Here is a 20,601-nt window from a genome sequence, read left to right on the forward strand (position 1 = left end):
GCGGGGATCAGCCCCCGCCGCCCGTGTCGGCCCCGGCGCCGAAGTCGAAGCCCGGGTCGCGCTGGCGCTTGCCGCCGTCGCCGAAGGTGTAGGTCAGGCCCAGGAACACGCCGCGCGCGTTCATCTGCCGCTCGGTGCGGTCGTGGATGGTCGGGGTGTCGATCACCAGCCGGTCGCGCATGGTGCCCAGCACGTCCTGGGCGGTCAGGACCACCGACAGCTTCTCGTCGACCTTGTGCCGATAACCCAGGTTCAGCATGCCGGTCGGCTCGCGCCAGCCCTGCGCCTGCAGTCGCTTGCCCATGACGAAGGCGTTGATCTGGATGAAGTCCTTGGGCGTGGCCTGCCAGTTCAGCGCGCCGCGGCCGCCGACCGACCAGCCCGAGCGGCCGTCCGTCGCCGTCACCGTCGAGCCCTCGATCTCCTGCCAGTAGGCGTTGGAGCTTAGGTTGTAGGTCAGGGACTTGGTCAGCCGGCCGTTGGCGACCAGCTCCAGCCCGCCGCTGCGGCTCTCGGCCAGGTTCTCGCGGGTGGTCAGGAAGACGCCGTCCAGGTCGAGGGTCCCTGACGGATCGCACAGGGTCGGGACCGTGGTGCAGGCGCGCACCACCTCGGTCACGCCGTCGGTGCTTTGCCGGTAATAGGCGGTGGCCAGGTAGAAGGTCTGGCCGGAGCGGTACTGCCAGCCCAGCTCGTAGGAGTCGGTCTCCTGCGGCTTCAGGTTCGGGTTGCCGCTGCGCAGGTTGAACGGGTCGACATAGACCACGTACGGGTTCAGGTCCTGGGCCTGCGGACGCTGGACGCGCTTGGAGTAGCTGGCCGTCAGCTGCTGGCTGTCGGTCAGGTCGTAGGCCAGGTGCAGGCTGGGATACACCCCGCTGTAGTCGTTCGTGGCGGTGACGCCCGTGGTCACCTGGTTCATGTCGATGTCGACCTGCTCCAGCCGCAGGCCGACCAGCGCGGTCACCGGGCCCAGCGGCCGCTCATAGGTGGCGTAGGCGGCCTGGACCGTCTGGTCGTAGAGGAAGCGGTTGGTCCGCGAGGTGTCGACCGTGGCCGAACCGGCGTCCAGACCGCGGAGGCCCTGGTTGTCGTAGTCGTTTTCCGAGCGCTCGATCTGCAGGCCGGTCTTCAGCTTGGCCTGGTCGCCCACCGGGCGGGTGTAGTCGAGTTTGAACTGGGTCTCGTCCTGGACGATCTCGTTGTGGGTCGCCTCGTAGGGGTTCGCGCCGCCGGGCAGGGTCCCGGTCTGCAGCGCCCGCATCCGGCGGTCGCCCTCGGTGCGCTCGAAGCTGAGGTCGGCGACCAGCTCGTGCTCGTCGCCCTTGAACTTGCGCCGCCAGCTGGCGCTGGCCTCGGTGTTGGACCTCTCCATGGAGGAGGACGCCGCGCGGTCGTAGGTGGTGACCACCGCGCCGGTCGAATCCTCGCCCTCGTAGCTCTCGAGGCTGTCGTTGGAGAACTTCATGCCGCGGTGGCGGATCTCGGCGCTGACCCGGGTGGCGGCGTCGAGGTCGTAGTCGAGGTTGCCGCGCAGGTTGCGCCCGTCGCCGGTACCGTCGGACTTGGCGCGCTGGCGGCTGTCGATGAACTGGCCGCTGCCGACGTCGAAGCGCGAGCGGTCGGTCGAGGTCTCGCCGTCCATCACGTCATGGCGCACGCCGGCGTCGCCGGACAGGCCGAGCTTGCCGGACATGACCGAGCCGCTGACCCCGCCGTTGTAGCGGCCGTCGGTGCCGACGTTGGCGCGTACCGAGCCGGAGCGGCCGGACTTCTTGCCCTTCTTGGTGACCAGGTTGATCACGCCGGCGGTGCCCTCGGGGCTGAAGGCGGCCGAGGGGTTGGTCATCACCTCGACGCGGTCGATCTGGTCGGCCGGCATCTGCTGCAGGGCGTCGGCCTTGCCGTCGCCCTTGAACATGCCCGACGGGCGCCCGTCGACCAGGATGGTGACGTTGGCGTCGCCGCGCAGGCTGATGTTGCCCTGCACGTCCACCTCGACCGAGGGCACGTTGCGCAGGGCGTCGCCGATCGAGCCGTTGGTCGCGCCGAGGTCGTCGGCCACGCTGTAGCTGCGCCGGTCGATCGAGCTGCGGAAGCCGTTACGCTGGCCGGTGACGGTGACGTCCTGCACGCTGGTGGCGTCGGCGGGTGGCTTGCGGGCCGGCGCGTCGGCGGCCGGCTGCGGCTTCGGGGCCGGCGGGGTCTGGGCGAAAGCGATCGCCGGGGCCGCGACGGCCGCCGTCGCGAGCAGGATGACTTTCAAACGCAAGAGATCGCCCCCTGGCGGACTTCGCCGCCTTCATTCGTCACGCCCCCGACAGGCGCGGTTGGTTACACGGCCCCGCTTGCGAATTCCGTCGCGCGGGAACGCGGCCGACCCAAGCTTACGGCCAAGCTGGGTGCAAATGTCTTTTTGGAAAGGTTGGAGAAGGGCGGCCGCTCAGCCGCTCAGCGTGCGGTGTTCCGGTGCTCGTCCAGCACGCGCCGGACGGCGGCGACGTCCAGCGCCTCGACCACCACCGGCTGGCCGGTGGCGGGGTCCACGCTGCGGGTCGTCACGGCCATCAGGAGCGAGTTGTAGATCGCCTCCTCGGTCGCCTCGATCGCCGCGGCGAACAGGGGCGAGGTCTGGTCGTTGGGCAGGTCGACCACGCTCGCCACGTCGCGCCGGCGCTCGGGCGTGCGGCGCACGGCCTCGGCGGTGGAAAACGCGATCGCGTAGTCGCCAGAGCCGTTCGAGAAGGTCGAGCCGGTGCGCGCCAGGCCGGCGATGGCGCGGCGCGCTAGCCGGGTCAGGTTGCGGTCGCTCAGCGGCGCGTCGGTGGCGACCACGATCATGATCGAGCCGTCGGCGCTGGAGTCCTCGACGTATTCCTTCAGGTGGTAGCGGCCCAGCGCCCGGCCGACCGGGGCCCCGCCCATGGACAGCACGCCGCCGTAGTTGGTCTGGACCAGCACCCCCACGGTCCAGCCGCCCAGCTTCTTGGGCAGCACCCGCGAGCTGGTCCCGACGCCGCCCTTCCAGCCGAACGCCACCGTGCCGGCGCCGGCCCCGACGCAGCCCTCCTCGACCGGGCCCGGGCGCGCGGCTTCGATGGCGGCGCGCGCGTGGGCGACGGTGACGCCGCGAGAGCGGATGTCGTTCAGCCGGCCGTCGTTGGTCTCGCCGACCACGGCGTTGACCGAGCGGACGTCGCCGTTGCCCGGCTGGGCCAGGGTCCAGTCGATCACCGCCTCGACGCCGCGCGCGACGGCCAGCGTGTTGGTCAGCACGATCGGGGTCTCGATCTCGCCCAGCTCGACGAGCTGGGTCGCGCCGGCCAGCTTGCCGAAACCGTTGGCCACCTCCAGCCCGGCCGGGACCTTGTCCTGGAACAGGTTGCCGCCGTGCGGCAGGACGGCGGTGACGCCGGTGCGCACCCGGTCGCCCTCTACGACGGTGACCTGGCCGACCCGCACGCCCGTCACGTCGGTGATGGCGTTGAGCGCGCCGGGCTTCAGCACGCCGGGCTTGAGGCCGATGTCGCGCGCGCGGACCCGGGTCGCTTCAGTCATGGGCTTGGCCTCTCCCGGACGCTCCGCGGCCGTCGCCGCCGTCGCCGCCAGACCGACAGGCAGGGCCTTCAGCACCGATCGCCGCAGCATACCCGACCTCACGCGCTCCGCCTGGCGGGAGAGTGGCGCGGCGGCGCCGGTCCCGTCCAGCCCGCAAGCCCTAGTCGGCGGCCAGATGCTCGATCAGCACGCCCATGTTCTGGACGTAGATCCCGGTCGAGATCCCGACCACCGGCGTATCGGTGACGTAGGGCGAGGTGTCGGTCGCGTCGCCGACCAGGGTGCGCGAGAAGTCGCCCGGCGCGACCTCGGCCGGGCTGTCGCCTCGATAGGGGTGGCTGGTCGATTTCAGCATGGTCGGCCACCAGCCCTCCGCGTTCAGGCCGGCCACCAGCTCGGCCACGCGCGCGGCCTCGCTGGCCGCGGCCGGAGCCGCGCCGCGGTTGCTGTTGAGGTCGGACACCTCCACCGGCCGCGTGGCGAAGAAGCGCGGCAGCGGCGACCGCCCGGCCTTCAACGGCGAGCCGCGGCTGGCGACCTCGGGCGGGGTGGCCTTGAGCGCCTCGTAGCGTCGGCGCAGGCCCGCCACGTCCAGCTTCCGCTGGGAGGAATAGTGACCGACGGTGCCGACGGGATCGTGGTCCGCCCAGTAGACGCCGTTGGTGACGTTCGACCCGCGCCTGTGGAGGAACAGCGGCAGGTTGGTCCCCGGCTCGACGAAGGTCGGGTGGGTGCGGCCGTCGACGCGCAGGGCGGCCGGCAGGGCCACCTGGTCCAGCCAGTCGAGCGCCTCGGGCACGCGCGCCAGATAGCGGGCGTCGCCGGTCAGCTCGTAGAAGGTCATCAGCTGGGCGACGTTGTTGGCGGTGGTGTGGGTGACGATCGAGGTCGGCTCGTAGGTGCGCGCGCCGATCGGCTTCAGGTCGGGGCCGTGCTGGAGGCCCCAGCCGGCCTGGGGCGCCGGCTGCTGGGTCGTCACGAAGCTGTCCATGGCGCGATGCACGGCGTCCAGCAGGCGCGGCTCGCCCAGCACCTGCCAGGCCATGATCAGGAACTTGATGTTCTCGCCGGCGACGTCGTCGTTGAAGGTCAGGAAGCCGGTGTAGTCGGGCCGGCCCTGCTTGGAGAACTCGCCCGCGCGCGGCCAGCGCTGCGGCCAGCCGCCGACCGGCAGCTGGCTGTCCAGCACGAAGCCGATCGCCCGGTCGAGCGCCGCCTTGACGCGCTTGTCGCCGGTCTGGGCGTAGAGGCGCAGCAGCAGCTGCATCGACTCCGACGTCCCGGCGTCGTCGAAGGTGGCGTTGCCGTAGTAGTGCTGGAATTCCTCCAGTCGCCAGGCGTTCTTGCCGACCGTGGCGTACCAGTCGCGCAGCGACTCCTCGCCGGCCAGGTCGATCACGTAGTTCCAGCCGCCGCTGGGGTGCTGGCCGCGGATCAGCGCGCCGCCGGCCTGCTCGGCCGCCCGCAGGTAGCCGGCGTCGCCGGTGGCGTTGAAGGCGTCGAGGAACAGGTGCCCGACGGTCGCCGTGCCGGGCGGCTGCACCCAGATCATGGTCGGTTTCGCTTCCAGCTCGCCCCAGCGGCGCGAGAAGTCGGGCAGGTAGGACCAGACGTAGCCGCCCTGGTAGGCGACCTTGTCGACCATGAAGGCGGTGGCCCGCTTCATCGTCGCCAGCACCTCGGCCCGCGAGGGCGCGGCGGCGGCGCGCGCCGGGAATGCGGCGGTTGCGGCCAGGGCGGACGCACCGGCCAGAAGGCGACGTCGGTCGAGCATGGAAACCTCCCCCGCGGGCGTTCTCGCGTCCCGTCTGCGTCGAATGGACGTCAGCTTGACACCGGTGTCAATGTCGAGAGCCGTCGCCCGCGGCCACGCGTCACTTGCACGCGAAATTGATCCGGGAAGACTGTTGGCGCCAAACGTGAAGGTTGCTCCGCCGGCGATGCCGGTGTGCTGTGCCGTCGCGTCGGCGTGGGACGGACCGCGCCGAACCGCAGGGGGGATGCTCATGACGAAAGCCGCTCGCCGGAGCGGGAGCGTTTACGCCGTGTTCGCCGGCGTGCTCGCCCTTCTCGCCTGCCTGCTGCCGCCTCTGACGGCCAGCGCCGCCGAGCGCTACGCCTCCGTGGTCATGGACGCAGGCACCGGCGAGATCCTCTACGAGCGCAACGCCGACGACCTGCGCTACCCGGCCTCGGTCACCAAGATCATGACCCTGTACGTGACCTTCGCGGCCCTGTCGGACGGCTCGCTGAAGCTGACCGACAAGGTGACCATCTCGCCGCGCGCCGCTCGCCAGCCCCCGTCCAAGCTGGGCCTGCGGGCTGGCGACAAGATCACCGTCGAACAGGCGATCTTCGCGCTGTGCACCAAGTCGGCGAACGACGTGGCCGTGGCCCTGGCCGAACGGGTCGCCGGCAGCGAGGCCAAGTTCGAGAAGCGCATGAACGAGCGCGCCCGCAAGCTGGGCATGACCAAGACCCGCTTCGTGAACCCGCACGGCCTGCCCGACCCGCGCCACGTCTCCACCGCCCACGACCTGGCGATCCTGTCGCGCGCGGTGCAGCGCGACTTCCCCAAGTACTACGCCTATTTCGGCGCCCAGAGCTTCACCTTCCGAGGCCACCGGATCCGCAATCACAACGGCCTGCTGGGCCAGGCGCCGGGCGTCGACGGGATCAAGACCGGCTACACCCGCGCCTCGGGCTTCAACCTCGCCGCCTCCGGGGTGCGCGACGGCCGCCGCCTGATCGTCGTCGTGCTGGGCGGCCGCTCGCCCCGCAGCCGCAACGACCACGTGTCCCAACTGCTGGACGCCGGCTTCGCGGTGCTGCGCGCCCGCAAGACCGACAAGCCCCTGACCATCGCCGGCTATCTGGCCGGCCACGGGGGCGAGGCGACGCCGGTCTCCGACGAAACCGCCACGGCCATGGGCGACGACGACGAGACCGACGCGGGCGAGGAGGGCGAAGAAGACGTGGGCGTCGAGACGCCGGCGCCGACCCCGGCGGTCACGCCCGCCGCCGTGCGCGAGACGAAGGCGAAGGCCAAGGCCGAGACTAAGGTCGAGACTAAGGTCGAGACTGGCGACTGGCAGATCCAGGTCGGCGCCTTCAAGAAGCGCGCCGACGCCAACGCGGCGCTCAAGGACGTGCGCAAGCGCTTCAAGGCCCAGGTCGAGGGTGCGGCGGAGACCGTCAGCAGCGCCGGCGGCTGGCACCGGGCGCGCTTTACGGGCCTGTCGGAAGACGCCGCCGGGGCCGCCTGCGAGGCGCTGAAGTCTCGCAAGCTGCCCTGCCTGGTGCTGCACGGCTGACGCGACCACGCTTGCCAACCGGCGGGCACGCCGCTTACGGCCTGCGGGCGTTCTGAAGCGCGTACCGGAGTCTGATCCCATGACCGACGTCGAGGCCCTGGCGCGCGCGGCAGCGCCGCTCGAACCGGACGCGGCCGAGCGGGCCCGCTTGCTGGAACTCGTGAGCGAGCACGTCGGGGCCTTCTACGACTGCCTGCCTGAAGCGCCGGCCTATCGCTCGCGCGAGGAGGCGCTGGCGCGGCGCGACCAGGCGTTGATCCCGGAAGAGGGCCGCGCGGCGGAAGAGGTGCTGGCCTATGTGCGCGACTGCGTGGACGCGCCGGGCCTGACGGCGGCCTCGCCGCGGTTCATGGGCTACATCCCCGGCGGCGGCCTGTTCCATTCGGCCCTGGGCGACCTGCTGGCGGCCGTCTCCAACAAGTATTCCGGCTTCGCCTCGGCGGGGCCCGGTGCGACCCTGCTCGAGAACACCACGGTGGCCTGGCTGGCGAAGGCGGTCGGCTTTCCGGAGTCGTCCGCGGGCGTGCTCACCTCGGGCGGCAGCCTGGCGACGCTGACGGCGATCGTCGCCGCACGCGACGCCCGCGATCCGGACGGCGGCGGGGCGGTCTACCAGACCCGCTTCACCCATCACTGCGTGCACAAGGCCCTGCACATCGCTGGCCGCGGCCGCGCGCCCCTGCGCCTGGTCGAGACCGACGAGCATCGGCGCATGTCGCCCGAGGCGCTCGAAGCCGCGATCACGAAGGACAAGGCCGCGGGCCTGCGTCCCTGGCTGGTGGTCGCCTCGGCCGGCACGGTCGACACCGGCTCGGTCGATCCGCTGGACGCCGTCGCCGAGGTCTGCGCCCGCCACGGCGTGTGGCTGCACGTGGACGGCGCCTATGGCGGCCTGTTCCACCTGTGCCCGGAGGGGCAGGCGATCCTGAAGGGCGTCGAGCGGGCCGACAGCCTGGTGCTGGATCCGCACAAGGCGCTGTTCCTGCCCTACGGCACCGGCGCGGCCCTGGTGCGCGACGGCCAGCTGCTGCACGACGCCTTCGCCGCCACCGCCGCCTATCTGGAGCCGCTCAGCGAGACCCATGTCGGCCCTTCGCCCTCGGATCTGGGCCCCGAGCTGACCCGCCACTTCCGGGCGCTGCGCTTGTGGCTGCCGCTGCAGCTGGCCGGGGCCGCCGCCTTCCGCGCCGCCCTGTCCGAGAAGCTGGCCCTGGCCCGGCGCTTCCACGAGCGGCTGTCGCGGATCGAGGGCTTCGACGCGGGCCCGTCGCCTGACCTGTCGGTGGTCGCCTTCCGCTACCTGCCCAAGCGGCACGACCCGAACGTCTTCAACCACGCCCTGCAGGCCTGGCTGCAGCAGGACGGCCGGGTGTTCGTCAGCGGCACCCGTATCGACGGCGACGTCTACCTGCGCTGCGCCATCCTGTGCTTCCGCACCCATGCCCAGCACGTCGACGAATTGATCGAACGACTGGTCCAGGGCGTGCGCGAACTGGAGGCGCGCTGAGCGGGATTCGCGTAACGGCAATCTTCGGTTGTATTGCTTGACAGTACGAGGCCCCGGCGCGCATTTGTCGCAGTGTTACGCTGGGGGATCGTCTCAAATGCATAAAGTTCTCGTCGCGGCCGGTCTGGCCGTGTCTCTGTCCGCGTGCGCCTCGACTTACGTCGGCAAGCCCTATGACCGCGCCGCGGCCAATGTTCAGTCCATCGGCATCGCCGACGACGCGCTGCCGGAGAAGGCGACCGCCTGGGAAGTCGCCTCGGTCGGCTCCAACTTCGGCCTGGTCGGCGCCCTGGCCAACGCCGCCATCCAGCAGAGCCGCGAAAAGGCCATCAACGACGCCCTGGCCGGCGCCGGCTTCGACGCCGAGGGCCGCCTTGAGCAGCGCGTGATCACGTCGCTGGACTCGCAGGGCTATCGCGCCAAGGTTGAACAGAACGCGGCCCGCCAGAAGCGCGTCTACCTGACCAGCTACAAGAGCGCCGGCGACAAGCCGGACGCCTATCTCGACATCGTGGTCACCAACTACGGCTACCTGTCCGCCGGCGTCGGCCAGCCGTGGCGCCCGACGGTGGCGGCCACCGTGCGTCTGGTCAGCGCCTCCGACAGCTCCAAGGTGCTGATGGAGAACCAGATCGTCTACAACGGCATGTATCCGCAGAAGGGCGTCATCACCCTGTCGGCCAACCCGCAGTTCGCCTTCATGGACCGCGAGGACATGCTGGCCGACCCGGCGCGTCTGGCCGGCGGCATCGAGGACGCCCTGAACCAGGTGGCCGACACCGCGGTCAGCCTGCTGCGCTAGGGGGGACGCCGTGCGCTTCACCCTCAACCTTTCGGTCGTGGCCGCGGCGGCCGGCCTGCTCGGCGCCTGCGCGGGCACGTCCGCATCCACGCCGCTGCCTATGGCCACCATCCACTACGACCACCAGGGGTGCCCGACCCAGCCCGATCTGGGCGCGGCGCTCTCGCTGACGCCGGAGAAGGAAAAGGCGGCCCACACCGTCACCACCCCGGTGCGGGCCGGCACCGGCTGCCTGACCTGGGCCGGAAAGGCGACGCCCTACGTGGTCTACGCCCTGCCGGCCGACGTCGAGGACAAGACCTTCGACGTGGGCGCCAGCCTGGAAAGCCAGCGCATCTTCGCGCCGGAGGTGACCGTGCTCGACGCACAGGGCGCCCCGACGCGGACCTTCGCGCGCGACCAGTTCCTCTATCGTGGCGGGGTCTATTCGGTGCAGTTCAGGGCCAGGCCGGGCGACGCTTACGTGCTGGTCACCGCCGCGCCGGAGCTGGTGGGCAAGGCGTACGACTCGATCGCGATCGGCACGACGACCACCAGCGCCTACACCGGCTATGGCTCGGCCAGCTGGACCGTCGGCAACGACAACGCCCAGTCGCGCACCTTCTCCTACGAAGGCTCGGCGCAGGTGTCGGTGTTCGACAGCGACACCAAGGAAGCCGCCAAGAAGCCGGGCTGAGCATTCGCGCCCCGGCGCGATGGGGCCGCCCCGCACCCGCGGGGCGGCCCTTTCTTTTTGGACTCCAGTCTTCCCGACCGGCTCGCGAGGCGCTCTATTGCCGCGGTTCCAGTTGGGGGAGACGGATTATGCGGACTTCGATTCTGTTGGCGGGCGTCGCGGCGCTGACCATGGCGACGAGCGCCCAGGCGGCCCCGAAGCCGGCGGCGCATCCGCAAGCCGAGGCCCAGGCGCTGGAGCTGGCCAAGCAGGCCATCGCGCTGCGCTCGGTCGCCGGCCCCGGCAACCAGACCCCCGAGGTCGCCGCCCTGTTCGCGAAGGCCCTGGTCGCCGGCGGCTTCGCCGCCGAGGACGTCACCGTCGCCCCGGTGGACGACACCGCCTATCTGATCGCGCGGTGGCCCGGCAGCGATCCCAAGCTGAAGCCGCTGGTCATTTCCGGCCACATCGACGTGGTCGAGGCCAAGGCCGCCGACTGGACCCGCGATCCGTTCACCCCGGTGGTCGAGAACGGCTACCTGTACGGCCGCGGCGCCACCGACATGAAGCTGGACGGGGCGATCGCCGTCGCTTCGCTGATCGAGCTGAAGCGCCAGGGCTACAAGCCGCGCCGCACCATCATCATCGAGTTCTCCGGCGACGAGGAGACCACGATGAAGACCAGCGCCATCATCGCCGAGAAGCTCAAGGACGCCGAGCTGGTGCTGAACGTCGACGGCGGCGGCGGCTCGCTCGACGAGAAGACCGGCGCGCCGCTGTACTTCACCTGGCAGGGCGCGGAGAAGACCTACGCCGACTTCAAGCTGACCGTCACCAACCCGGGCGGCCACTCCTCGGCGCCGCGCGCCGACAACGCCATCGACCGGCTGTCGGCGGCCCTGCTGCGCATCCAGGCCAAGCCGTTCACGCCCGAGCTCAGCCCGCTGACCAGGGCCTATTTCGAGGCGGCGGCGAAGTACGAGCAGCCGGAGACCGGCGCGGCGATGAAGGCCTTCGCCGCCGACCCGTCCGACCAGGCGGCGATCGCCACCCTGCGGGCCGATCCGGCCACGGTGGGCAAGATCGGCACCACCTGCGTGGTGACCATGATCAACGGCGGCCACGCGCTGAACGCCCTGCCGCAGCGGGCCGAGGCCAACATCAACTGCCGCATCTTCCCGGGCCACAAGCCGGCCGACATCATGGCCGAGCTTTCGGCCGCCGCGGCCGACCCGGCCGTCGCCTTCACCGACGTGACCGAAGGCTCGGTCCCCAACGACGCCTCGCCCATGCGCGCCGACTTCGAGGCGGCGGTGAAGAAGGCGCTGGGCAAGGTCTATCCGGGCGTGCCGGTGTTCCCGAGCATGGCCTCGGGGGCCAGCGACAACATGTGGTTCCGCTATCACGACGTGCCGGCCTACGGCGCCAGCCCGACCTTCCTGAAGGGCTCGGACGACTTCAGCCACGGCCTGAACGAGCGCACGCCCATCGCCAACATCCAGCCGGCGATCACCTACTACCTGTCGGTGGTGGGGGATTTGTCGAAGTAGGGCGGGGCGGCTGGCTGGGCTCGTCCTTAGAGGGTTCGAGTTTGGCCGACCCGTCTGGCTCAGATGGGTCGGCCACCCTCCATCTTCTTGTTAAGCGTTTTTACGACACGCAAGAAGCTGCACGTATGGGGCGTTGGTCCCCTGCACCTGTGCGCGGTCTTCGATCGGCGGGGTCGTGGTTGTATTCGGAATAGGCGGGATATGGAATCCGCCACTCACTCCAGCTCCGTCGCCTTGTCGGCCGATGGCGGTTCCCTCCATCAGACGGTGAGTGTGCGCTCCGGTGGGCCGATTTTCCTTATCGGAGAGCGCAACTCCGACTGTTGCGCCAAGCTGCCCTCCAGGAACCAATCCGACGATATACCGGCCGCGGATGCTAGTGGCCTCTGACCAACCATTGGGGCACGAGCTCACGTCGAAATATGCGATCGTGCCCGCAGGTACTCCGTTGCCCGCCTTGAGTGCTGCGACTAGCTGCTCAAGCTTTTCTACGCGCGCCTCGATCGGAGATGGTTTGGGAGAGCTAGTTTGTGCCTGTGAAGGCACAAAGATGGATAGGAAAACAGAAAGAGAAAGCGCCGCAACGGCGGCCAAACGGCTCGAACGCATTACGATTTCTCCTCGATGATGCGGGGTACCGCCCCCTCAGCACCTCGCACAAAGCACCGATCTCGAGGTGATACAAGTTTTGGTAGTGCAATGCCCCAAATGGTTGAGTCCCCCAAAGTGGGACAGGCCAATTAGGTCCGGCTGCAGCTACCGAACGGAGCGACCCAGGCCGAGTACCTGCGCAATCCGAAGGGCTCGACCCGCCCGAACGCCGACTTGTCCCAATGGCGGCAACCTACGCATTACGAATGCGCCGCTCTACCGGCTGAGCTAAGGCAGCCTCTTACGCCGGTCCCGCTCGCGTGGGAGGAATGTGGGGACGCTCGCCACCTTCAGTCGAACCCGGGCGTCAGGCCCGGGACCTCAGGAGTTCGGCGACCTGCTTCGCCAGCTGCGCTTCGGTGAACGGCTTGCCCAGGACCGGGCCGTGCCAGGCGTGCTCGAGCGCCTCGCCCTCCATGTAGCCGGTGACCAGCAGGATCGGCAGGCTCGGCCACCGCTCGGCGATCCGCCGCGCCGCCTCGCTGCCGGTCATGCCGGGCATGGCGTAGTCCATCACGACCAGCTGGGGCAGGTCGCCCTCGGCGAGGCGGGCCAGGGCGGCGGGGCCGCTGTCCACCGGTTCGGGCGTGCAGCCGAGGTCGGTCAGCAGGGCGGCGGTGGTGCGCCGCACCTCCGCATCGTCGTCCACCAGCAGGACGCGGACGCCGCGCAGGTCGGCCGGGCGCAGGTCCGCCGCCGGCTCGGGCGCCTCCGCCTCGGCCGGCGCGGCGACCGGCACGTAGATGGTCACGCGCGTGCCGTTCCCGGGGGCGGTCTCCACGCGGGCGCCGCCGCCCAGCTGCTTGATCACGCCCAGCACCTGCGATAGGCCCAGGCCCGACCCCGCGCTCGGCCCCTTGGTGGTGAAGAACGGCTCCCACATCTGGGCCAGCACGTCGGGGGCCATGCCCGTGCCGGCGTCGGCGACCGACAGGGTCACGTAGTCGCCCGCGGGCGGCGCTTCGGGGGTTTCGGGGGCCGTCTCGACGCGCGCCCCGCCGATCTCGATCTCGATCGTGCCGCCCTGGGGCATGGCGTCCCGGGCGTTGAGGGCCAGGTTCAGGACCACCAGCTCGAGCTGGCTGTGGTCGCCCAGGGCCCAGGCGGGATGGGCGGGGTGGCGTATCTCGACGCGGAAAGCGCCGCCCAGCGAACGGTCGAGCAGGGCCTGCATGCCGTCGATCATGGCGGACATGTCCATCGGCTCGACCGTGAGGCGCTGGCGCCGCGCGAAGGCCAGGAGCTGCGCCGTCAGTTTGGATCCGCGCTCGGCGGCCTGGCGGGCGCGGTCGACGTACTTGCGCAGGTCGTCGTCGCCGAGCCGCTTGTTCAGCAGGTCGAGATTGCCGGTCACCGCCATCAGCAGGTTGTTGAAGTCGTGCGCCGTCCCGCCGGTGAGCCGCCCGATGGCCTCGGCCTTCCGGGCGTGCACCAGGCTGGCGGCGGCCTCGCTCAGCTCGTGCGAGCGTTGGGCCACGCGCTCCTCCAGCGTCTCGTTGAGCCGGCGTAGCTCTTCCTCCCGCGTCGCCAGCTTCACCGAACTGGCGTGCAGGGCCTCCGCGACGGCGTCGGTCTCGCGCATGCCCGTCACGACCGGCATGACCGGCCCGCCGTGGCCCAGGGCCGAGGCCGAGTGGGCCAGCGCCTCGACGGCGTTCGTCATGCCCCTGGCCATGTGCACGGCGAGCGCGACGCCGACGGCCAGGAGCCCCAGGGTCACCGTGCCGGCGATCAGCAGGCTGCGGGCGAAGGTGCCGGTCACCTCGCGCATCGGCACGGCGACCAGGAAGGTCCAGCCCGTGAACGGCGAATGCCTGTAGGCCGCCAGGCTCTGCTCGCCTTCGAGGTTGTGGTCGACCGCCACGCCGTGATCCAGAGACAGCTTCGCCAAGGCCTGCGGCGACGCGCGCCGGCCGAGCCATCTGGCTACGTCGCGGTTGCGGGCCATCACCCGCCGGTTCTGGTCGAGGAGGACGCCGGTTTAGCTGTCGGGCAGATGCTGTTCGGCGATGAGCTCGTTCAGCACGGCCGGCGGCAGGGCCATGGCCAGCAGGTAGTCCGGGCGGCCGTCGATCTTCACGACCGTGGCCAGTTCGAGGGTGTAACGGCGCGGCATGGAGCCGGATTGCCCCAGGTCGCTGATGTACAGGGACGAGGCCTTCTCCCACGCTTTCTGGAACTCCGGCTCGTTCCTGACGTTCGGCAGCGGAGTCCCTGACGCGAAGCGCGTGTTGACCACCTGCTGGCCCCGCCGGTCGATCACGCCGATCCAGACGTCCGGCCGATTGACGAGCTGGCGCGCCTGGCGGTCGAACGCGGCGAAGTCCCGGGTCTGCAGGTAGGGCGAGGTGGCGAGGCTGCGTAGCGTGGCGTTCGCCTCGCGCATGCGGCCGTCGACGGCGAGCGACAGGGCCGTGGCCGTTTCGGTGAGCTGTCGCTCGGTCTCCCGCCGCTGCGAGCCGTAGTTGTCGAGGGCGACGAAGGCGGCGGTCAGGCCGGCGGTGAGGACCAGCGCCGCCGTGAGCAGGGTGAAGCGCCCGCGTACGGAACGCGCGAACTCGCGCCAGTTCGGTAGGCTTCCGCTGTGTTGGCCCCCGCCAAAGTTGAGCGCCGCCATTACGACTCTCTGCCTCGGTCTCCAGTGGCGGCGAGAGCCGCCGAGACCGCGCCGCAAGTTAATCACAGATATCGGCGTTCGCGGTACGCGCCCAAGTTGCCGTCACGACGCCGTGTTTGTCCGACGGCGCCCCGGCGGCTTTTTGCATGTGCCCCGGAATGCTCGCGAGTAGCTGACGCACAGCCGGTCTGAAACCGTCGTTCACCTGCGATTTCGCAAGCCTTCCCTTACGTCAGCTTGTGCGACCAGGGTGGAGCCGCGTGTGCCCCGTGGACGCCGGCCGACGCCCGGTGGAGGGGCGGATTTTCTCGTCGAAAACAGTCGGGCGACGGCGCCGCGCACGTCTGTGCCGAGGCCCGACGGCCCGCATTGCGCGGGATAACTGTTTGCAAATTCAACGGGAGGAAGTGGCGCGCGGCCACGTGATTCGAGCACGCGGCCGGCGCGTCACCGACGCGCCGCTGTCCCGGCCGAGCTCGGGCGGCTCCGTCAGACCAGCGACGAATAGATCAGCGTCTTCAGCTCGCGGCGCAGGGGGTAGATCCACGACGGGCTGCACTGGGTCATGAAGACGACATGCAGCTTCTCGACCGGGTCGACGAAGAACGACGTCGTGAACATGCCGCCCCAGTAGTGCTCGCCGACGGAGCCCGGGATCATCACCCTGGCGACGTCCTGGGTCACCGCGAAGCCCAGGCCGAAGCCGATGCCGCCGTTCTGGGTCTCGCTGAACAGCGACTTCGACATGCTGGCCAGGTCGGACCGGCCGGGCAGGTGGTTCAGCGTCATCAGGTCGAGCGTCTTGCGCCCGAGCAGGCGCGCGCCGTCCAGCTCGCCGCCGTTGGCGAGCATCAGGCAGAAGCGGTGATAGTCGAGCGCGGTCGAGACCAGGCCGCCGCCGCCGGACAGGAACCTGGGCTGGCGCAGCCAGAAGCTCTCGGCCCCGCGGTCGAACATCACCCGGCCCTTCTCCGGGCCCGCCCACGCGTAGCAGTCGGTCAGCCGGTCGGCCTTCTTGGCCGGCACCACGAAGCCGGTGTCGTTCATCTTCAGCGGCGCGAAGATCCGCTCGGCGAAGTAGCGGTCCAGCGGCATGCCCGACACCCGCTCGATCACCGCGCCCAGCACGTCGGTGGACACCGAGTAGTTCCAGGCCTCGCCCGGCGTGAACTCCAGCGGGATCTGGCCGAGTTCGCGGACGAACCCGTCCAGGTCGAGCCCCTCGTGCCAGTCCTCGGCCAGCTTGCCGGCGCGGTAGGCGGCGTCGACCGGGGTGCGGTTCTGGAAGCCGTAGGTCAGGCCCGAGGTGTGGCGCAGCAGGTCGAGCATGCGCATGGGCCCGGCGGTCGGCTTGGTCCGGAACGGCTCGCCGGCGCCGCCGCCGTCATAGACGCCGATGTCCTTGAACTCGGGCAGGACGTCTTCGACCGGGGTGTCCACGGCGACCTTGCCGGCCTCGACCAGCATCATGAATGCGACCGAGGTGATCGGCTTGGTCATGCTGGCGATGCGGAAGATCGAGCTCTCGTCGATCTGCCTGGACGAGCCCTCGCGCGCGGCGCCCTGGCTGCTGAAGTGAACAATCTCGCCGTCGCGGCTGACCAGGATCTGGGCGTGCGGCAGGCGGCCGCTGTCGAGGTAGCGTTCCTTCAGGAAGCCGTCGACACGACGCAGCCGTGCGGCGTCAAAGCCGTGCTTCGCGGGAGCCTTTACGTGCATGCTCTTCCCCCGGTTCTTTTCCACTGGTCGGCTCTTTGTGCGGCCGAATCCCATCCCTTGTCGCGTCGACTTTGCGGTTCGCCGTGCGACAAAGCTGTATTACCAGAGCGGCGAAATTGTCGTACAAAAATTTTGACATTCCCGCCCCGCCGGTCGATGACAAGCGGAGCGAGCGCTAGTCGGCCAAAGAGCTGACAGCCGTCCCGGGGGGCTGGCTCACCATGATCGAACTCTACCACTGCGTGGACGCGCGCTCGTTCCGGGCGCTCTGGGCCCTGGAGGAGATGGGGCTGCCCTATCGCCTGCACGTGCTGCCCTTCCCGCCGCGGGTCCACCAGCCGGACTATCTCCAGCTCAATCCGCTCGGCACCATCCCGCTGCTGGTCGACGGCGACGTGCGGATGACCGAGTCCGCCGCCATCCCGCAGTACCTGGCCAGCCGGTACGGCCCCACGCCGCTGGCCGTCGGCGCCGACGAGCCGGACTATGCGCTGTGGCTGGACTGGATGGCGCGCAGCGACGCGACCCTGACCTTCCCGCTGACCATCGTGCTTCGCTACACGCGGCTGGAGCCGGAAGAGCGGCGGCTGCAGCAGGCGGCCGACGACTATACGCAGTGGTTCCTCTCGCGCCTGCGCCACCTCACCCGCGCGCTGGGCGATCGCGAGTGGCTCTGCGCGGGCCGCTTCACCATGGCCGACCTCTGCGTCGGCTACGCGCTGCTGTTCGCGCGGACGCTGAACCTGGAGCACAAGTTCAGCCCGGAGGTCGCGGCCTACTGGGAGCGCCTGAGCGCCCGGCCCGCCTTCCTGGCGGCGAAGGCCGCGCAAGCCGGCGGCGAGGGTGCGCAATGACCGCCCAACCGCGCGCCCATAGCCGCGGCTACGCCCGCCTCGTGCTGGTCATGCTGCTGGTCGTCTACACGTTCAACTGGCTGGACCGGCAGATCCTCGGCATCCTCGCCCCGGCCATCAAGGCGGACCTGGGCTTGAGCAACACCCAGCTCGGCGCGTTGGGCGGCATCGCCTTCGCGGCGCTCTATTCGACCCTGGCCATCCCGCTGGCCCTGGTCGCCGACCGCACCAGCCGGACCTGGGTGATCACCCTGTCGATGACGGTCTGGAGCGCGTTCACGGCGGCGTGCGGCTTCGCGACCGGCTTCTGGCAACTGTTCCTGTTCCGCGTGGGCGTCGGCGTCGGCGAGGCCGGCGGCGTCGCCCCCAGCTACGCGCTCATCTCCCAGTACTTCCCGCCCGAGCGACGGGCGCGGGCCTTCGCCGTCTATTCGATGGGCATTCCGGCCGGCCTCGCCGCCGGCGTGCTGCTGGGCGCGGCGATCGCGAAGGCGGTCGACTGGCGCGCCGCCTTCGTCGTGATCGGAGCCTGCGGGGTGATCGTCGCGCCGATCTTCCGCTGGGTGGTCCGCGAGCCGGCGCGCGTGGGCGCGCCTGCCGAACGCGCCCCGGTCGGGGCCGTGTTCGCGATCCTGCTGCGCAAGCCCAGCTTCTGGTTCATGGGCTTCGCCGCCGCGATGAGCAGCCTGACGGGTTACGGCCTGGCGTTTTGGACGCCGTCCATCGCCATGCAGACCTTCGGCTTCGACCTGACCCAGACGTCGTACTTCTTCGGTTCGCTGCTGCTGGTGGGCGGGGTGAGCGGGGTGCTGCTGGGCGGCCTGCTCGCCGACGTTCTCGGCAAGGCCGATCGCGGCGCCTACGCCTGGCTGTCGGCGATCGCCTGGCTGATCACCGCGCCGCTGTTCATGATGGGCTTCCTGTCGCCCTCGCCCTGGAAGGCGTGGCTGCTGCTGGTGGTGCCCAACGCGCTGACCCTGGTCTTCGTCGGACCGCTGACCACCGCCGTCCAGCACCTGGTGCCGGCCCACATGCGGGCGACGGCGGCGGCGTGCTTCCTGCTGATCAACAACCTGATCGGGATCGGCGGCGGCTCGTGGCTGCTGGGCGCGCTCAGCGACGTGATGACGCCGCAGTTCGGCGAGCAGGCGCTGAGGTATTCGGCGGTCGCGCTGGCCGGCTTCTACCTGCTGGCGGCGCTCCTGGCCCTGCTCGCGGTCCGGCCTCTGCGCCGGGACTGGGTCGACGACCCGGCCGCCTGAGGCCCCCAAGATCAATTGAAGAGGTGGAGTTTATGGGGATCGATCTCTCGAACCGCGTGGCGATCGTCACCGGCGCGGGCGCCGGGCTCGGGGCCGCGCATGCGCTGGCGCTCGGCCGGCGGGGCGCCAAGGTCGTCGTGTCGGACGTGAACGCGGAGGCGGCCGCCGCCGTGTGCGCCCAGATCGAGGCCGACGGCGGCGAGGCCATGGCCGTCGGCGTCAGCGTCACCGACCGGGCCGGCGTGCAGGCGATGTGCGAGGCGGTGCTCGCGCGCTGGGGGCGCATCGACATCCTGGTGAACAACGCCGGCGTCCTGCGCGACAAGACCTTCGCCAAGATGAGCCTGGACGACTTCCAGCTGGTGCTCGACGTGCACCTGATGGGCTCGGTCAACTGCACCAAGGCGGTGTGGGACGTCATGCGCGCCCAGAACTACGGGCGGATCATCTTCACGACCTCGTCCTCTGGCCTCTACGGCAACTTCGGCCAGTCGAACTATTCGGCCGCCAAGATGGGCCTGGTCGGACTGATGCAGACCCTGGCGCTGGAGGGCGAGCGCAACGGCATCCGCGTCAACTGCCTGGCGCCCAGCGCGGCGACCGGCATGACCAACGGCCTGTACACCGCCGAAGACCTGGCCGGCCTCGACCCGTCCCTGGTCAGCCCCGCCGTCGTGGTCCTGGCCAGCGAGGACGCGCCGACCCGCGCGGTGCTGCTGGCGGGCGCGGGCAGCTTCGAGCAGGCCCACGTCACAATGACCGAGGGCGTGTACCTCGGCGCGGGCGAAGCCGTCGCCGACACCCTGCTCCAGCGCCTCCCTGAGGTGGCCAGGCGGGACCGGGAGACCGTGCCGGACCGTGGCGAGGCCCAGTACCGGCACGAAGTGGGCAAGCTGGTCGCCCGTACGGAGGCCGCATGAGCGCGCCCGTCTACATCGTCGCCGCCCGGCGCACCGCCATCGGGACCTTCGGCGGCTCGCTGAAGGACCAGACCCCGTGCGGCCTGGCCGCCCTGGTCACGCGTGACGCGCTGGCCGCCGGCGGCGTGGCGCCGACCGAGGTCGGCCACGTCGTGTTCGGTCAGGTGATCCCGACCGCGCCGCGCGACGCCTATCTGGCGCGCGTCGCGACCCTGGAGGCGGGGCTGCCGCAGCACGTGCCGGCCATGACGCTCAACCGCCTGTGCGGCTCGGGACTGCAGGCCGTCGTCTCGGCGGCGCAGTTGCTGATGCTCGGCGACGCCGAGGTGGCGGTGGCCGGCGGCGCCGAGGTGATGAGCCGCGCGCCCTACTTCGCGCCGGCGGCGCGCTGGGGCCAGAAGATGGGCGACGCCATGCTGGTCGACGGGCTGAACGGCGCCCTGACCGATCCCTTCGGCGGCGGGCTGATGGGCGTCACCGCCGAGAACGTGGCCGAGCGGCACGGGATCGATCGCGCGCGCCAGGACGCCTACGCGATTGAAAGCCACCGGCGCGCCGCCCAGGCGATCGCCGAGGGGCGCTTCGCCTCCCAGATCGTTCCGGTCGAGGTGAAGGCTGGCAAGGCCGTCCGGACCTTCGAGGTGGACGAGCACGTCCGGGGCGACGCCAACCTGGCCGACCTGGTCAGGCTGCGCACGATCTTCCGCGAGGGCGGCACGGTCACGGCCGGCAACGCCTCGGGCGTCAATGACGGCGCCGCGGCGCTGGTGCTGGCGACGGAGGCCGCCGTGACGCGCCAGGGCCTGCGTCCGCTGGCGCGGATCGTCGCCTACGGCCACGCCGGGGTCGATCCGAACTTCATGGGCATGGGCCCGGTCCCGGCCGTGCAGGCGGCGCTGGCCCGGGCCGGCCTGTCGGCGGCCGACATGGACGTGATCGAGTCCAACGAGGCGTTCGCCGCCCAGGCCTGCGCCGTCGCGGACGCGCTGGGCCTCGATCCGGCCAGGACCAATCCGAACGGCAGCGGCATCTCGCTCGGTCACCCCGTGGGCGCGACCGGCGCGGTCATCGCCACCAAGCTGGTGCACGAGCTGGAACGGGTGCAGGGGCGCTACGGCCTGGCCACCATGTGCATCGGCGGCGGCCAGGGGATCGCGCTGATCGTCGAGCGGGCCTGACGGCCCGCTCAATC

General features: G+C 70.5%; 15 protein-coding genes and 1 tRNA gene. 9 read left to right on the top strand and 7 right to left on the bottom strand.

What is annotated here, in order from left to right:
• Positions 1-7 precede the first annotated feature (7 nt).
• The 3 genes from G3573_RS03135 to G3573_RS03145 all read right to left on the bottom strand — a co-directional run bounded on the left by G3573_RS03135 (position 8) and on the right by G3573_RS03145 (position 5,332).
• A complete protein-coding gene (locus G3573_RS03135; protein WP_163259394.1) occupies positions 8-2,272 on the bottom strand; it encodes a TonB-dependent receptor in 2,265 nt (754 codons plus the stop codon).
• A gap of 179 nt (positions 2,273-2,451) precedes the next feature.
• The gene (locus G3573_RS03140) at positions 2,452-3,648 is read right to left on the bottom strand and encodes a P1 family peptidase (RefSeq protein ID WP_240454483.1); all 1,197 of its coding nucleotides are present in this window, start codon (positions 3,646-3,648) and stop codon (positions 2,452-2,454) included.
• 70 nt (positions 3,649-3,718) lie between these two features.
• Positions 3,719-5,332: a pectate lyase gene (locus G3573_RS03145; protein WP_163259395.1), complete on the bottom strand. Its 1,614-nt coding sequence runs from the start codon at positions 5,330-5,332 to the stop codon at positions 3,719-3,721.
• A gap of 232 nt (positions 5,333-5,564) precedes the next feature.
• Here G3573_RS03145 and G3573_RS03150 point away from each other — a divergent pair, with 232 nt between their 5' ends.
• The 5 genes from G3573_RS03150 (at position 5,565) to G3573_RS03170 (ending at position 11,386) form a co-directional block, all read left to right on the top strand.
• A complete protein-coding gene (locus G3573_RS03150; RefSeq protein ID WP_240454484.1) occupies positions 5,565-6,872 on the top strand; it encodes a D-alanyl-D-alanine carboxypeptidase in 1,308 nt (435 codons plus the stop codon).
• A gap of 79 nt (positions 6,873-6,951) precedes the next feature.
• A complete protein-coding gene (locus G3573_RS03155) occupies positions 6,952-8,379 on the top strand; it encodes an aminotransferase class V-fold PLP-dependent enzyme (protein WP_163259397.1) in 1,428 nt (475 codons plus the stop codon).
• 97 nt (positions 8,380-8,476) lie between these two features.
• A complete protein-coding gene (locus G3573_RS03160; RefSeq protein WP_163259398.1) occupies positions 8,477-9,181 on the top strand; it encodes a hypothetical protein in 705 nt (234 codons plus the stop codon).
• 10 nt (positions 9,182-9,191) lie between these two features.
• Positions 9,192-9,857 carry a MalM family protein gene (locus G3573_RS03165; protein ID WP_163259399.1) on the top strand — a complete coding sequence of 222 codons (666 nt, stop codon included), beginning with the start codon at positions 9,192-9,194 and terminating at the stop codon, positions 9,855-9,857.
• A 128-nt stretch (positions 9,858-9,985) separates the two neighbouring features.
• Entirely contained in the window at positions 9,986-11,386 is a 1,401-nt protein-coding gene (locus G3573_RS03170; RefSeq protein ID WP_163259400.1) for a M20/M25/M40 family metallo-hydrolase, read from the top strand.
• Positions 11,387-12,176: 790 nt separating this feature from the next.
• Here G3573_RS03170 and G3573_RS03175 read toward each other — a convergent pair.
• The 4 genes from G3573_RS03175 to G3573_RS03190 form a co-directional block, all read right to left on the bottom strand.
• Positions 12,177-12,270 (bottom strand) — tRNA-Thr (locus tag G3573_RS03175).
• A 74-nt stretch (positions 12,271-12,344) separates the two neighbouring features.
• Positions 12,345-13,928 (bottom strand): ATP-binding protein, encoded by a 1,584-nt coding sequence (locus tag G3573_RS03180; protein WP_163259401.1) that lies wholly within the window; start codon positions 13,926-13,928, stop codon positions 12,345-12,347.
• Positions 13,929-14,018: 90 nt separating this feature from the next.
• On the bottom strand, positions 14,019-14,654 hold the full coding sequence (locus tag G3573_RS03185) for a cache domain-containing protein (protein WP_163259402.1): 636 nt from the start codon (positions 14,652-14,654) through the stop codon (positions 14,019-14,021).
• Between the two features lie 489 nt (positions 14,655-15,143).
• Positions 15,144-16,373, bottom strand: a complete 1,230-nt coding sequence (locus G3573_RS03190; protein WP_163259403.1) for a serine hydrolase domain-containing protein — start codon at positions 16,371-16,373, stop codon at positions 15,144-15,146.
• Positions 16,374-16,594: 221 nt separating this feature from the next.
• Between G3573_RS03190 and G3573_RS03195 the strand changes: the two genes are divergently transcribed.
• Genes G3573_RS03195 through bktB form a run of 4 tightly spaced genes read left to right on the top strand, consistent with a single transcriptional unit; the run spans position 16,595 to position 20,587 of the window.
• Positions 16,595-17,227, top strand: a complete 633-nt coding sequence (locus G3573_RS03195) for a glutathione S-transferase family protein (protein ID WP_163259404.1) — start codon at positions 16,595-16,597, stop codon at positions 17,225-17,227.
• Positions 17,224-18,489, top strand: a complete 1,266-nt coding sequence (locus tag G3573_RS03200) for an MFS transporter (protein ID WP_163259405.1) — start codon at positions 17,224-17,226, stop codon at positions 18,487-18,489. Before G3573_RS03195 ends, G3573_RS03200 begins: the two co-directional genes overlap by 4 nt.
• A 32-nt stretch (positions 18,490-18,521) precedes the next feature.
• Positions 18,522-19,409, top strand: coding sequence for an SDR family NAD(P)-dependent oxidoreductase (locus G3573_RS03205; RefSeq protein ID WP_163259406.1), 888 nt, complete (start codon positions 18,522-18,524; stop codon positions 19,407-19,409).
• Positions 19,406-20,587, top strand: a complete 1,182-nt coding sequence (bktB, locus tag G3573_RS03210; RefSeq protein WP_163259407.1) for a beta-ketothiolase BktB — start codon at positions 19,406-19,408, stop codon at positions 20,585-20,587. Before G3573_RS03205 ends, bktB begins: the two co-directional genes overlap by 4 nt.
• Positions 20,588-20,601 lie beyond the last annotated feature (14 nt).

Origin of the sequence: Caulobacter sp. 17J65-9, from assembly GCF_010975005.1 — a bacterium.
Lineage (GTDB): Bacteria > Pseudomonadota > Alphaproteobacteria > Caulobacterales > Caulobacteraceae > 17J80-11.